The sequence below is a fragment of the Bradyrhizobium zhengyangense genome (assembly GCF_022012435.1).
Lineage (GTDB): Bacteria > Pseudomonadota > Alphaproteobacteria > Rhizobiales > Xanthobacteraceae > Bradyrhizobium > Bradyrhizobium zhengyangense.
In genome coordinates, this window is record NZ_JAKLUA010000004.1 from 41,711 (window position 1) to 55,283 (window position 13,573).

Consider the following 13,573-nt stretch of genomic DNA (forward strand, 5'->3'; position numbering starts at 1 on the left):
AGGTCACTTCTTCTTCCTGGGGGGAGGCGGGTACATTCTCGGATGCGCCGATGTAATCGGATGATAGTGCGTATAGACCTGTTCGTTGCGGGCGCCGAAAACCTGCGAGGGGAACGCGGACGCCGGGCTGACGGCAGAGCTCATCGCTGCAATTGCAAGTGCGATCGTCAAGAGGATGGAAGCGCGGAACATGACTGTCTCCTGTTAATATGAGGTGATTGAGCATGGCGGATGTGAGCATTGGCATTTGCGGCCCAACACCTGCCATGGCCTTAGCGGTCGCCGCCGGGCCGGGGCGGCATCAGGCAGTTGTGAGTCTCGCAATACTGCGGAGCCACTTTCAGCTGGCGTGGCGGCAGCGGCAACTGCTGGCCCTGAACCTCGACCGGGTGCAGCATCGTGCCTGCGTGCGGAAATGCCGACGCCGGAGCGACAGAGCCAAGCGACGCAACACCGAGTGCGATCGCCAGCAAACATTGAGTGCGCAACATGATGACCTCCTGGGGTACGGAATGGATGAGCATCCGGGCTCGCGACCGGTCTGCACGGGATGTGAATGTTCACACCTGCACATCAGTCACTCGGCCACCGCCCAAGTTCAGGGTATTGCGCAGCGTTTGCGGCCGTTTACATCGCGTTTTCAGCCTGTTTACAGGACATCTGTGCCGCCACCCCAGAGGCCGTGATGATCCCAACGCATTCGCTTCACCTGAACCGGTTCGCCGCCGTCACCGCCGTGGCCATCCTGTGGTGTGCCATTTCGCCGCTTCCCTTTGAAGGAACACTCATGGCGTTTGCACAGAATGACGCTTCCCGGCCGACGGAAGCTCCGCTGCGAAAAATCATCGCGGATTTGCAGCAGGGAGCTCCCGATACCGGCAGCATGGAGCCGGAGCTGGGCTCTGCCGTGCAGGCGCAGGCCGCGGCGATCGCGGGATTGCTCCAATCGCTCGGCCGCGTTCAGCAGCTCGAATTCGCGGGCACCGAGAACGGCACTGATATCTACGAGGTGACGTTCGAACGCGGCGCCGCCAGCTGGCGGATCCGCATGGCGCCGACCGGCAAGATCGCGGGCCTGCTGTTCAAACCAGTCGCGGCTCCCGAAACCAGGGGCGACGACGTTGCCATGGACGGCCTGTCGGGGACGTTGCTCAAGCCCAGGGATGTCGAGCACCCGCCGGTCGTGCTGCTCATCGGCGGCTCCGGCCCGACCGACCGGAACGGCAACCAGGGCGGCACGGGTCCCGGCGAACTACGGCAGCTTGCCGAACAGCTCGCCGAAAAGGGCATCGCGTCGCTGCGCTACGACAAGCGCGCCGTCGGACGCAGTGCCGTCGCCGGCCTTCGCGAGGAAGATTTTGTGCTCAACTCCTTCGTCGACGATGCCGTCACCTGGCTTGATTGGCTGCGACGGCGCCCCGATCTCGGACCCCGCATCATCGCCGGGCACAGCGAAGGCGGCGTGATCGCCCTGCTCGCTGCCAAACGCACCTCTGTTGCCGGCATCGTACTGCTCGCCACGCCCGGCAGGAAGCTCGGCGACGTCATCCGGGAGCAGTTGCAGGGATTTAGGATGGATGCTGCGCTCCAGAGCGAGGCGTCGACTATTTTGGCCACACTCGAGCGAGGTGAGTTGGTCCCCAACGTGAGCCCGGCTCTGCACGCACTGTTCAGGCCGAGCATACAGCGCTACATGATTTCCGAACTGGCGATCGACCCGGTGACAGAGATCAAAACTCTGACCTTGCCGGTGATGATCGTCTCCGGCGGGCACGATCTTCAGATCAGCTCCGCGGACGCCGACGCGCTATCCGCCGAACGCCCCGACGCGATTTGTCTCACCATTTCTGGTATGAATCACGTGCTGAAGATGGCGCCAGCGGATCGCGCAAGCCAGCAGGACGCATATTCGAACCCGAATCTCCCGCTCGCTCCCGGCCTCAGCGATGCAATTGCGAACTTCGTTCAGCAATCGGCGCGCTGATTAGCCAAGGTTTGAATCCAGGTGCCGGACATGAACAGCATAGGCAGCGCTGCCAGCATGCAAATGGAGGAAACATGAGGCGATTTGTGGTGTTCGCAGTCCTGTTTCCGCCGCTCGCATTCATCGTTGCGTTCTGGGGAATGCTGCAAATCCTGAACTGGGCATTGGGCGAGAAAGGCACGGCAGACTATGGTCAATTGGTGCTCCTGCCGCTGGCCTATATGCTCGCACTGCTGCCGGCGCTGCTGACAGCCGTGGTGGACGATGTCCTGGCAAGGAGAAACATAAGGTATCGCATCCTTTGGACGGCGTTCGCCGGGTATGTGTTCATCTTCACGCCGCTGTTGGCGGCGCTGCTGACCGGCTCAATTCACGGGCCCCACCTCTTTCTGTTTGGAATCATCGGCGCGGTGCCCGCGGCCATCTGCTCATGGCTGACAGGAAGAACAACACCCGTGCCACGCGGCACGACGTCCTAGTGCCCGGCGGCGTTGACGATCGCAATCGCGCGCGACATCGCATCGGCCTTGGCCGCGACATTACCGGGTACGGACTGACGCTTCTCGCCGGGATCGTCAAAATCATGGGTCGCGCCGGGATATAGCAGCGCATCGACCGGCGTGCCGGCAGCGCGCGAACGCTCGGCCACATGCTGGCAGATCTCCGGCGAGACCTCTTCATCATCCGTCCCGAGGAACATCGTGATGGGTGTCGTTGTCAGGACGGTCGAGTCAAGCAAAGCTTCCTTTCCACAGCCGGGATAAAAGGCCAACGCGGCACGAAAGCCTGTCTGTTTGCCCTGCCGGATCATCACGTTCAGTGTCGTGCTGCCGCCATTGGACCAGCCTTGCAGAAAGACGCGGTTCTGGACGACGTCGCCACGCGCAAGCAGGTAAGTAAGCGCGCCCTCGGCATCGAACGGCCGCACCGTCAACTCGTTGACGCTATCGCGGTCCGGATCGTGGTGGGTGAACCGGCCAAAGCCGTGCGCCTTGCCGCGCGGGCCGAAACTGTCGGGCAGGAGCGCGAAATAGCCGCGCTCCGCCCAAAACTGCCCCCACATCTGATGCCGCATCGACAGGGTCGCCGCGTTGCAGGGGGACTGGACGGTTCGTCCGACAAACGTGCACCCGGCGTTGTCGTTTGCGGAGTAAGGTCCAGCGCGGCCATGTAGCATTACGACGGCCGGATGTGGCCCGCGGGTTGCTGGCTTGAACAGGTAGGCAACGATTTCGGCCTGGCCGTCGGCGCTCTTGAAGTAAACGGTTTCGGGAACGGCCGCAGCCGCCGACACCGCGAGCCACTGCGCCAGCACGCTGCCAAGGATCCAACGCCCGAGTGCGATCATGACGCCTGCTCTCTCACTTCGCTTCCACGCGCATCGCGGGGTCGCGGCCATTTCCGAGGTGCCGCCTCTGCAGCCAGCTTAATCGAAGATGTCCGCATGCCACAATGGAGACAACGCCCTGGAGCGTTGCCTCCACCGGATCTGCTGCTTCATTTCACTTGGCCCGTCACTTGGCTTGATTGGCCTGCGTGGTTGCGGCTTGCTTCTCCCACTCGAACGTGCCGAGACCGCAACGGAGCCAGACTTTCTGGTAGCCGAGACGGTTCATGGCGTCTTCCTCAACGTCGCGCGCGGCCGCCACTCTGCCGTCCGTCGCGAGCAACTGGATCAACTGCCTGAGCTCGGTGATCTTGCTCATGTCGGCTGCGGAAAGCTGAGCGGTGGGCAGCAGCTGGTCGATCGCCGCGCCCAACGCCGGAATGTCGGCGGCAGTCACGCAGGCCGGCGTAACAACGGGCTGCGGTTGCGCCGTCGCGGTGGAGGTTGAACCGCTTCCGGTCGCAACGCGCACCGGCGCGCTGTAGGGGACGGCGGCGGGCACGGCAACCGGCACCTGAACCGGCGCCTGCGGGACGAAGATCACGACGGGATGGTGGTGCTCATCCTTGTCGTTGTCGGGGTCGGGGCCGGGGTTGGGGAGCCCGCGCAAGCACCGTCGCAACGCCTCGCCGGACATGGCCTCACAATGCGGAATGGGTGGCCAAGGCTTGGGCGGCCAGGGCGGGGTGACTGAGGTCTGACACAATTTCGGATTGGTTGTGCAGTTGTCCAGGGCTTTTCCGACCGAGGAGATGCCCGGCGCCGGGATCATGACCTTTTTGTTCACGGACGACATTCCAGGCGCTGCCGGGATCGTCTGGGGAGCGTCGACGACTTTTGTCGGAATATGGCTGACCACCTGGCTCTCCTGCGGCTTGGTCAATACCGGCGCCGTCGAAGGGAGCTTCAGAGGAAAAGCCGCCGCCGGGACGGTGGCAGAGCAGATCGCAGTCGCGCTGAGGGCAATCGCGAGGAAGGTTGAAGTGCGTAACATGACTGTCTCCTGTGCTTGATGAACATCCAGGGCTCACGGCCCGTTGGGATGCGGTGTGACCATTCACACCTGCCCATCTGTCGTTGCGCCACGCCTGGCGTTCAGGAGATTTACGAGCGTTTACAGTCATTTACACCGACTTTACAGCTCGTTTACGGGACACGCGAGCACCGTCAGGCTTGATTGATCAGGGAGCAGCCTCGGTGCTCGCCGGACGGCATATCGCCGCAGGCGAATGGAGCGATCAGGTCGACGCGTGTCGAGGCCTTCCAGCCGAGACCGCCGTCAAGCTATGGCGGCGCGATGCATCATTTCGATGAATTCGGGAGCAAGCCGACAGCATGATGTGCCGGCAACGTCGCTGGGATACAGGATGCGACGGCGGCCTGTGGCCGGATTTTCCAGGAGCATTTTCAAGAGATTCGAGCGACGGCAGAGGCAGTGCATAACCGCACCTCACCTCTGCCGACGCTGTTTCTTGCTGTTTCGCATGAACTGACGAACCGGCCTAGTTGAACGGATTGCGCCTCACGCGCGGCCACATCGGATCCATCGCGCGTCCCACGGTCGTCCTCATATGCGGATTGTAGGCCTTGGAGACCTGAGGCGTCTTCGTAAATCCCGCCGCTGCGGGGCCGGAGGCGTAAAGAAACACGCTGAGCGCAATCGCGAGGAAACCTGACATACGTAACATGACTATCTCCTGTGGTTGGTCGTGTTGAGCATCCAGGGCTCTCAGCCTGTCTGGACGCGATGTGAGCATTCACACCATGCCCATCTGTCACGCCGCCACGCCTCGCGTTCAGGGTATCTCCAAGCGTTCACAGCCGTTTACACCGGATTTACAGCCCGTTTACGGGACAAGGCGGCGGCGTCGGACTAGATTGATCAACGAGCGATGCGGGAACCTTGCATGGATTTCGCGCTCGCAATTCAGCTAGGCTCCCCTTCGTTTGTGATCAATCATTTGAGGTGCCGTCGTGATTTCTGCTCGCCCGTTTTCCGTGAGCCGGCTCGTTGCTATCACCGCTGCTGCACTCCTTTCGATCGCGGCGTCCCCGCCGCCGATCGGCCCGCTGCCCGACCGTGTCATGTTTCCGAGCGCCGACGGCCAGACCACGCTGGTCGGTTATGTGTTCAAGCCGGAAGGCCCGCATGCGGCACGGAGCCCGGCCGTGGTCATGATGCACGGCCGCGCCGGGCCCTATTCATCTCTTGCGGACGGCAGATACGATGCAACCACGCTTTCGCAGCGGCACCAGAAATGGGGACACCTGTGGGCGCAACAGGGTTATCTCGCCATTCTCGTGGACGGGTTCGGGCCGCGCGGTTTTCCGCAAGGCTTCTCGCATCAGGACTACAAGCAGCGCCCGGAAAGCGTGAACGAAGTGATCGTGCGGCCGTACGACGCCTATGGCGCACTCGCTTATCTGCACACGCGTAACGACGTGGCGGCGGACCGCATCGCGCTACAGGGTTGGTCGAACGGCGCAAGCGCCACGCTTGCCACAATGTCATCGGCCACGCCGGCGCTCAAATCGCGCTCGCCCAGCAGCGGCTTTCGCGGCGCGCTGGCTTTTTATCCTGGTTGTGGCCTGAAGGGACATTTCAAAGCCGGCCTGATCCCGTACGCGCCGCTGCGCGTGTATGTTGGGACGGCCGATGAAGAAATATCACCGCAGGAATGCAGCGAGCTCGTCGACGTGAGTCGGGCCCAGCAAGCCAACATCACACTCAAAATATATCCCGGCGCGACGCACGATTTCGATGATCCGGGTCCAAGCCGCCAGGACATTCCCGCCAACGCCGCAGCGACCCGGGATGCGACCGCGGAGGCGATCGCATTTTTCGCGTCGCTGTTGAAGAAGTAGGTCGGTCTTCATTGTAAAGAGGCAAAGTCGCACAGTGTCCTTGAGTGTGCACAGAATCACTGACCGTACGATCCACTTCAGTCAAAGTGCCCCCACGCCGCATGGTGCGGCCTCAACTCAGGAGCACAACAATGAAAGCCTCTCGTATCATTCTATCTACCTTCGCCGCTGCGATCGCGCTTGCCACGCTGACCGCGTCCTATTCCCCCGCATCCGCCGGCGCATTCGGTCCGGACTACGGTTGGATGGGCAACAAGCAGTATATGGCCTGCCTGAAATATGTGGGCGCCTTTGGCGCCGATTATCCGGGTAGGGACAAGAACATTCAATCCTGCAAGCGTAATTACCTCTAATGAATGCGACACCTGCATCGAAGAGGCGGCGCGGAAATGGGCAGCCTCTTCGATTGTGCTGAACGTCGTCGTTCACGGCTGCTTCAAGTGGCATAGTTTCGACGTCACTTCTATTCGGAGTTAAGAGATGCGATGGCCTCACTGGCACCCAACGCGCGCTGATATTCTGAGCATCCTGTTTGCTGTGGTGTTGGTCAGTCTCTGCGCTTTCATTGCGGTACGGCTTCCGTTTCTCCGTCAGCCGACCGGCTTCGGCCCCGATTGGAATTGCCAACCCATGCCCAAAGGCGATCCGGTGTGCACCAAGCGGCTGGATCGCTGAAGGCATTCCAAGCGCACTGCCTCTTCTTCTCGCATCAAGTTTGGTTGAGCATTTCGACATGGCGCCGGAAATCGTCCGCCTGAGCCAACGGCGTCCAGCGCACGACAGCATCGGAGTATGAGCAAGCAAAAACGTCGGCTGGTTCTAAGCCGTCTCATTCCTTGGAGTGAGGCAACATCCGAATGAGAGTGCGGTCCTGGAATACCCAATGATGAATGAGCGCGGCGATCGCGTGGAACGCTGCGATAGCCACTAGCGCATGCGCTAGCAGCTCGTGCACTTCTTTCACGTTGTGGGCAAAGGCTGCATCCTTGAGCCACGGCGACGGAATGGCGACGAGACCGAGCAATGGCAATGCATTACCCCGCGCGAATTGCAGCACAATCCCTGCGACAGGCACAGCGACAAGTAGCGCGTAAAGAGTATAGTGCGCGATCGCAGCAGCAGGATCACCCCACCTTGCGAGCCATGCGCCAAATTCGTTCGCTTCCGATACAGGTGGCGGATTGATCGATCGCCATATCAGGCGAGCCACGAGCAGAATGAGAATTGCGCTTCCGGCAGCAATGTGGATGGCAAGGCCGGTCTGGCGAGATTCGCCCTTCTGCAAGACGTCGCCAAAAATGCCCAGCATCCAAGCAAGAATGACCAGAACGACCGTCAGCCAGTGCAAGGTCTGCGCTATGGCGCCGTAGTCTTTGTCTGAATTGAGCAGCTGCATATCGGAGCCTCTCATTCACAATAGACTAAACGCGAATCAATTCGTTGACGTGAATCAATCAGCTCGAGCGCAGGCGATGTGCAGCTTCACCAATCGGCACACAAATAGCGCCGCCTGCTCGAATGACCGCAGGCGGCGGCTTCCCAGCCCTTGGGAGGATAATGCAGAATCCAGCAAACCAGATGCTGCACGACCGGGGCGGCAGCCACTTTGCTCTAGATCAAGACTCGTGCAACCATATGGCCGCAGTCTTAAACAATGCTGGTCGCTCCCCTCTGCAGCAGGGTTACGCGACATGGTCATCTTGATCTTGCGGATCAGACAAAGTCTACATGGAGGTCACAGATACCGCTCCGTCCTGCTGATGATCGTGACTTCCGGCTAGACGCTTGTCGCGGGTTGGCGCTGTGGTTTGTTTTCATCGACCACATCCCAGGCAATGTGTTCGACTGGCTGACCCTTCGCAACTACGGATTTAGCGACGCCTCCGAAGTATTCGTCTTCGTATCGGGCTATACGTGCATGGTCTCTTATGGTGGCGCACTGCGTAGCCAAGGCTGGCCAACCGTCATTGCTCGCAGCCTCAGGCGCAGCTTTGAGATCTACGCTGCTTTCCTGCTGCTCGTGATCGTCTATCTTGGGCTGGCCTGGCTAACGAGCTCCTACCTCGACGAGACCAATACGAGGCGGTTTTTCGACAATCCGGGGACGGCTCTCCTCCGTCTCCTGGCTCTTCAGTACGCCCCCGTCAACACGGACATATTGCCCACGTTCGTCTTACTGCATCTCGCATTTCCGATCGTGCTCTGGCTCATTGCCCGCAATGCGGCAATCGCGCTCGCTGCATCATTCATGCTCTATCTAATGGTGCAACTGTATAGCTGGCATTGGCCTGCCTGGCCTACCGGCGAACTCTATTTCAATCCATTTGCATGGCAGATACTTTTCGTCATCGGCGCTTGCTCCGCCGGTCCATGTGCCGAGAAGTTCGCGACTATCCTACAACGGCGCGTCACCATATCGCTTGCCGCAGCCTATGTATTGTTCAGCCTCGTAATTGCCTTGAGTTGGCGTCTGGATGCGTTCAAGTGGCTGATCCCGCAAATGATCGAGGACTGGCTCTATCCGATCTATAAGAGTCACTTGGACCCAGTTCGGATCATCCACTTCTTGGCAATCGTTGCGCTATTGACGCGCATCGTGCCCCCGGACGGCCGTCGCTCGCCGGGGCTTTGGACTACGGCACTGATCCGGTGTGGCGAAAACTCGCTACCGATCTTCTGCTTCAGCGTACTGGCTTCTTTTATGACATTCGTTATCCTGAACCGCGTGTCCGATGGGCTACCGATGCAAGCCGCGGTCACCGCGCTCGGCATCGCTCTCATGGTCGCGGTTGCCAACATTCTGACATGGGAAGCCAAGCTCGACCGGCGCGCGCCAGCGTTGTTCTAGGTGCCGGTAGTCAACCTCGATTGGCTGCAAACAGGCTTACACATACCGGCCTGGGCGGGCTCAATGTCGCTTGTTGGACCCGTTGCGTATTCAAGGGAGATGGCCCGATATCGGCAATTGACGAAACCAAGTCTCGCTCCGCTACCCGTTTGAGCCGTTGCTCCAAAAACGCGAGCGCCCGGTCGGAGGCTTTCTTAGTGCCTGCATATTCCGGATGAAAATCGAGGCCGTGCGGAGCACCGCGGTAGATCAGCTGTTGAGCCGGCCCGCCCAGCTCCGTCACCAGTCAGATGAGGTCGCCGGCGTTTATAGGGACACGGGCTGGTGCTCTGCGAGTAGGACTTTCCGTCATCCAACGTCACCTCGATGTCGATGCCACTCGTCCCCTGTCCCCGGTCACTGTTGTCGAGATTGAGACCAACAAGACCATGCCTTGATATCCGCTAGCGCGATCACACCCCAAACGGGTAGGTGTCCGGAAGCCCGACGATCTCGGCGGTATCAAGCGGAGTTATCGCCCGGGTGTCGTCAAACCAAATGTATTCGTCGAACTGTTGCGGCAGGCTGGCCCGGAAGTAGTGGCTCGCAAGTTCGGTTTCGGGTCTGTAGATCACGCCAATGGCTCGCTCGAGCCGTTCCTTGCCAAGCCCTCTTGCGCCACAGAGATCGCCGCAACCGCGCAAGCCCAGCATGAAGCGCGGAAGCCCCACCGCGTGACATAGCCGTTCATAGCTGTTGGACAGCGACGGGCGAACGGTCTTGACCTCCATCGGACCGCCCCAATCGGACGCTGCGGCGACCGTGCCGCTGTGGGTGCCGAAGCCAACCAGATAGGCCTGGTCGCCAAACGCCGTGCGGCAGTGCTGCCCGATATTGTGCTCGCCGCGAGCCGCCATCTCAGTCGCCGCGGCATTACCGACGTGCGAGTTGTGCGCCCAGATTACAGCCTTGCTGTCCGGCCCATGGAATGCCAACAGGTTCTTGAGGGTGTCGAACATATGACTGTCGCGCAGGTTCCATGACGCGCGAGAGCCGTAGTACATGATCCGGTAATAGCGTTCGGCGTTGGCTACCAGGCGCGCATTCTGCTCGGCATCGAGAAAGCGCTCGCCATCGTGCTCGGCATAGGCCCGGCGCTTTGCCAGCAGATCAGCGAGTGCGCGTGCTACGTCGGATTCGCAGGTCGGATAGGATCCGGTCAGCGCTGCATGGCCGTACGTGGCGGGATCGCGCTGCCACGGAGTCAGGCAACCATACCGCTCGCGGGCGACGCGCGCCGAGGTGGGATCGACTTCATCGAGGTAGTCGAGAACCGACCGAATTGAATCGTAGAGGCTGTAGAGATCGAGACCGCGAAACGCGACGCGCTCACTCTTCTCCACCGTGCCATTATGCTTGCGCAACCAGATGACGAAATCGCGCACCTCGGTGTTCCGCCACATCCATGTCGGAAACCGCGCGAACGCTGTCCACTCCGAGGGCGGATACTCGAAATGCCGCACGTAGTGATCGACCCTGGCGGCATCCGGCCAATCCGCCTCGATCGCCACGAGGCGAAAACCCTTCTTGACGATCAGATCGCGGGTGATGCGCTCGCGCATCCGGTAGAACTCCGAGGTACCATGGGTTGCCTCGCCGAGCAGCACGATGCGCGCCGACCCGATACGTTCCAGTAGTGGGCTGAGATCGGCCGCTTCGATGGATGGAAACGATTCTGCGGCGTCGGCGAGATTACGGACAAGCGTTTCCTCTTCCGGAGCGACCGGCCGAAGCGCTCGTCGTACGGGAACGCTAGTCTCGCCTTTTGCGGTCGCCCACCCCTCTTCTCCGATCAATGGAACGAAGCGGACATCGGCAATGTCTTCGCTTCGATACTCATCCTTCGAAACGCGGACGATGCATACCAATTCCTGAGCCTGCTGATCGGTGCCAACTGGCATTACCAGCCTGCCACCGACCTTCAACTGCTCCTTGAGCGCTTTTGGAACCTGCGGACCGCCGGCGGCCACCACGATGGCGTCGTAGGGCGCATGTTCGGGCCAGCCTTTGGTGCCGTCTCCATGCAGGACGTGGACGTTATCGTAACCGAATTCGGCAAGTGCGACCGCCGCCTTTTCGGCGAGGGCACCGAGGCGTTCGACCGTGTAGACATGGGCCGCAATCTCCGACAGCACCGCAGCGGCGTAACCTGAGCCGGCGCCGATCTCGAGCACCTTCTCGCCGCCCTTGAGCACGAGCGCTTCCGCCATGAAAGCGACGATGTAGGGCTGAGAAATGGTCTGCCCCCCGGCGATCGGAAGCGGCGAATCCTCATAGGCAAATTCACGAAGCTGCTCTGGCAAGAACAGCTCGCGCGGCACCTTTCCCATTGCCTCGAGAACCAGCTCGTCACGCACACCGCGCGCAGCGATATTGTGCCTGACCATCTCTGCCCGGAGCGCGGGAAACGACTTGAGCTTATCAGAGCGATCCGGATTTGGCGCTAACGATCCCATCACGATGGCTCCTGCATCTCGCTTGCGTTGAGTGCGCCTGCAAACGTCTCGCTATTTTGCAATAGTGCCGTCGACCGTCGCCCATATGTCCCGCTAACCGGTCGAACGAATGAAAACGAGCCAAACGCACGACTGCCACTGAACTCGGACTGGCGCCGCTCAACAAGGCGGCGGCAACGATCACAGTTGGAGTTGCAGCGCGCCTGCTAATCTCCAATGTTCAGTTTGGGACCATTGCTCATCCATCAATTTGATCGACATCAAACCGAGCAATGATGGACCCGTGAGAATTGTATGAATGAACGCCCCGGCACCCCCCAAGGTCAGGATGACGACATGTATGCAATGGTCCTATCCAAGCGCGGCGGGCCGCTAACGCTCCAACAACGACCGGACCCCACACCTGGTCCGGGCGAAGTCCGCGTCAAGGTCGGCGCCTGTGGTGTTTGCCGTACTGATCTGCACGTCGTCGACGGTGACCTTCCCGATCTTCGCTATCCAATTATCCCGGGCCACGAGGTCGTCGGCCGCGTCGACGCAATGGGAGAAGGCGTTACGGATCTGGTGCCGGGAATGCGTGTCGGCGTTCCCTGGCTTGGATACACCTGCGGTGATTGCTTCTACTGCCGCGCAGATAAGGAAAACCTCTGCGATCACCCAAGATTCACCGGCTACACGCGCGATGGCGGCTTTGCAAGCCACTTGGTCGCCGATGCCCGATATTGCTTTCCGCTCGACGAACACGGCGATGATGCTGCCATCGCGCCGCTGCTTTGCGCTGGCCTGATCGGCTGGCGGTCTCTGGTGATGGCCGGCGAGGGGAAAACATTGGGCATTTATGGCTTCGGAGCGGCTGGCCATATCGTGGCGCAGGTTGCGCGAGCCCAGGGGCGGTCGATTTACGCCTTCACCCGCAGCGGCGATCGAGACGCGCAGCAGCTCGCGCTTTCGCTTGGCGCGGCTTGGGCGGGCGCGTCCGAGGAAAGACCGCCGATCGAGCTGGATGCCGCCATTATATACGCACCGGTCGGCAAATTGGTGCCGCTTGCGCTGCGTGCGGTGAGAAAGGGTGGTCGCGTCATTTGCGCCGGCATTCACATGTCCGACATTCCCGCCTTTCCCTACAGTATCCTTTGGGGCGAGCGGCAGGTCATATCGGTAACAAATCTCACGCGACAAGATGGCATCGATTTCCTCGCCGCGGCGGCGAACGCCGAGATTCACACACATACGACAGTGTTCCCGCTCACCAAAGCCAACGAAGCGCTCGCCTGCCTAAGAGACGGCAAGCTTATTGGTGCCGCCGTGTTGCGCCCATAATCGTAGCCGTAGGTTTCGGGCCACATCGCAGGCCGCCCAATCAGCTTGACCGGAATGCGCGGCCAGAAACTCCTTAATACGTCAGAGAGAACGGTCGTTCGCTGTATTCAAAGGTGGTCCTGACGACCTGGAGCGGGCAGCGAATGGAATCCCCGACGCGAACAGTTCGATTCCGGTTCTGCAGCAGACCGAATCCTGCGGCGATGGGGAGAACAGATCATCCGTTTTGTTCGCCCCGATATCCTATTCGGCGACGGGTACGCGATTGGCCTGTACCACCGGATCTACGCGCCGTATCGCAGGGGTGAAGGTACGGAAACGAAAGGAAAGTCGCACGGCAATCTGGCCCCAAACCTCCTCGACGTGAAAACGTCGCCCGAGACCCATTTTGTTCTCGGCAGCTCTTCCCGTTACTTATTGAAGAAGAATGCTTTTGAAATGGTGGGCGCACCAGGGCTCGAACCTGGGACCCGCTGATTAAGAGATAGCCACGGGTTGAAAACAATTAATGACTTGACCGTCGCACCCATGGACCTATCCGACCGACGATGGGCTTTATCGCACGATCAAAGTGCCGCACCGCCATAGCTGATGGAGCGAGACGTCGGAGCATTCGTCCGCGTTCAGTGTGCCGGCCCACTTCGCGATCCAAGCCCCCTTTGCGGCAGTCCGGC

At 60.4% G+C, this 13,573-nt stretch carries 13 protein-coding genes; 6 read left to right on the forward strand and 7 right to left on the reverse strand.

The features are described from left to right. Positions 1-3: 3 nt before the first annotated feature. Together L6637_RS14520 and L6637_RS14525 are read right to left on the reverse strand one after the other, a co-directional pair. Complete coding sequence (locus tag L6637_RS14520) at positions 4-192, reverse strand: hypothetical protein (protein ID WP_237864811.1); 189 nt, start codon at positions 190-192, stop codon at positions 4-6. Between the two features lie 80 nt (positions 193-272). Further along, positions 273-491 carry a hypothetical protein gene (locus tag L6637_RS14525; RefSeq protein WP_237864812.1) on the reverse strand — a complete coding sequence of 73 codons (219 nt, stop codon included), beginning with the start codon at positions 489-491 and terminating at the stop codon, positions 273-275. A gap of 296 nt (positions 492-787) precedes the next feature. Here L6637_RS14525 and L6637_RS14530 point away from each other — a divergent pair, with 296 nt between their 5' ends. Continuing rightward, on the forward strand, positions 788-1,984 hold the full coding sequence (locus L6637_RS14530) for an alpha/beta hydrolase family protein (RefSeq protein ID WP_237871033.1): 1,197 nt from the start codon (positions 788-790) through the stop codon (positions 1,982-1,984). 74 nt (positions 1,985-2,058) lie between these two features. Further along, the gene (locus L6637_RS14535) at positions 2,059-2,463 is read left to right on the forward strand and encodes a DUF5413 family protein (protein ID WP_237871035.1); all 405 of its coding nucleotides are present in this window, start codon (positions 2,059-2,061) and stop codon (positions 2,461-2,463) included. On the opposite strand, the gene L6637_RS14540 is transcribed toward L6637_RS14535, so the two are convergent. From L6637_RS14540 to L6637_RS14550, 3 genes are all read right to left on the reverse strand, one after another. Beyond that, a complete protein-coding gene (locus L6637_RS14540; protein WP_237864815.1) occupies positions 2,460-3,332 on the reverse strand; it encodes a dienelactone hydrolase family protein in 873 nt (290 codons plus the stop codon). The genes L6637_RS14535 and L6637_RS14540 overlap by 4 nt on opposite strands. 166 nt (positions 3,333-3,498) lie before the next feature. Then, on the reverse strand, positions 3,499-4,365 hold the full coding sequence (locus L6637_RS14545; protein WP_237871037.1) for a hypothetical protein: 867 nt from the start codon (positions 4,363-4,365) through the stop codon (positions 3,499-3,501). A gap of 508 nt (positions 4,366-4,873) precedes the next feature. Next, entirely contained in the window at positions 4,874-5,059 is a 186-nt protein-coding gene (locus tag L6637_RS14550; RefSeq protein ID WP_237864817.1) for a hypothetical protein, read from the reverse strand. A gap of 310 nt (positions 5,060-5,369) precedes the next feature. Between L6637_RS14550 and L6637_RS14555 the strand changes: the two genes are divergently transcribed. Further along, positions 5,370-6,236, forward strand: coding sequence for a dienelactone hydrolase family protein (locus L6637_RS14555; protein WP_237871039.1), 867 nt, complete (start codon positions 5,370-5,372; stop codon positions 6,234-6,236). A 131-nt stretch (positions 6,237-6,367) separates the two neighbouring features. Next, positions 6,368-6,589, forward strand: coding sequence for a hypothetical protein (locus tag L6637_RS14560; protein WP_237864819.1), 222 nt, complete (start codon positions 6,368-6,370; stop codon positions 6,587-6,589). A 476-nt stretch (positions 6,590-7,065) separates the two neighbouring features. Here the strand turns inward: L6637_RS14560 and L6637_RS14565 are convergent, their stop codons facing one another. Beyond that, positions 7,066-7,632 carry a cytochrome b gene (locus tag L6637_RS14565; protein ID WP_237864820.1) on the reverse strand — a complete coding sequence of 189 codons (567 nt, stop codon included), beginning with the start codon at positions 7,630-7,632 and terminating at the stop codon, positions 7,066-7,068. Positions 7,633-7,977: 345 nt separating this feature from the next. Between L6637_RS14565 and L6637_RS14570 the strand changes: the two genes are divergently transcribed. Next, positions 7,978-9,084 (forward strand): OpgC domain-containing protein, encoded by a 1,107-nt coding sequence (locus L6637_RS14570; RefSeq protein ID WP_271607233.1) that lies wholly within the window; start codon positions 7,978-7,980, stop codon positions 9,082-9,084. A 452-nt stretch (positions 9,085-9,536) separates the two neighbouring features. Here the strand turns inward: L6637_RS14570 and L6637_RS14575 are convergent, their stop codons facing one another. Next, positions 9,537-11,579 (reverse strand): protein-L-isoaspartate(D-aspartate) O-methyltransferase, encoded by a 2,043-nt coding sequence (locus L6637_RS14575; RefSeq protein WP_237864822.1) that lies wholly within the window; start codon positions 11,577-11,579, stop codon positions 9,537-9,539. A 336-nt stretch (positions 11,580-11,915) separates the two neighbouring features. Here L6637_RS14575 and L6637_RS14580 point away from each other — a divergent pair, with 336 nt between their 5' ends. Further along, the gene (locus tag L6637_RS14580; RefSeq protein ID WP_237864926.1) at positions 11,916-12,899 is read left to right on the forward strand and encodes a zinc-dependent alcohol dehydrogenase family protein; all 984 of its coding nucleotides are present in this window, start codon (positions 11,916-11,918) and stop codon (positions 12,897-12,899) included. Positions 12,900-13,573 lie beyond the last annotated feature (674 nt).

Excerpts from the sequence above, each read along its gene's own strand:
- L6637_RS14520 (WP_237864811.1), bottom strand. The coding sequence starts at position 192 with ATGTTCCGCGCTTCCATCCTCTTGACGATCGCACTTGCAATTGCAGCG.
- L6637_RS14525 (WP_237864812.1), bottom strand. The coding sequence starts at position 491 with ATGTTGCGCACTCAATGTTTGCTGGCGATCGCACTCGGTGTTGCGTCG.
- L6637_RS14530 (WP_237871033.1), top strand. The coding sequence starts at position 788 with ATGGCGTTTGCACAGAATGACGCTTCCCGGCCGACGGAAGCTCCGCTG.
- L6637_RS14535 (WP_237871035.1), top strand. The coding sequence starts at position 2,059 with ATGAGGCGATTTGTGGTGTTCGCAGTCCTGTTTCCGCCGCTCGCATTC.
- L6637_RS14540 (WP_237864815.1), bottom strand. The coding sequence starts at position 3,332 with ATGATCGCACTCGGGCGTTGGATCCTTGGCAGCGTGCTGGCGCAGTGG.
- L6637_RS14545 (WP_237871037.1), bottom strand. The coding sequence starts at position 4,365 with ATGTTACGCACTTCAACCTTCCTCGCGATTGCCCTCAGCGCGACTGCG.
- L6637_RS14550 (WP_237864817.1), bottom strand. The coding sequence starts at position 5,059 with ATGTTACGTATGTCAGGTTTCCTCGCGATTGCGCTCAGCGTGTTTCTT.
- L6637_RS14560 (WP_237864819.1), top strand. The coding sequence starts at position 6,368 with ATGAAAGCCTCTCGTATCATTCTATCTACCTTCGCCGCTGCGATCGCG.
- L6637_RS14565 (WP_237864820.1), bottom strand. The coding sequence starts at position 7,632 with ATGCAGCTGCTCAATTCAGACAAAGACTACGGCGCCATAGCGCAGACC.
- L6637_RS14575 (WP_237864822.1), bottom strand. The coding sequence starts at position 11,579 with ATGGGATCGTTAGCGCCAAATCCGGATCGCTCTGATAAGCTCAAGTCG.
- L6637_RS14580 (WP_237864926.1), top strand. The coding sequence starts at position 11,916 with ATGTATGCAATGGTCCTATCCAAGCGCGGCGGGCCGCTAACGCTCCAA.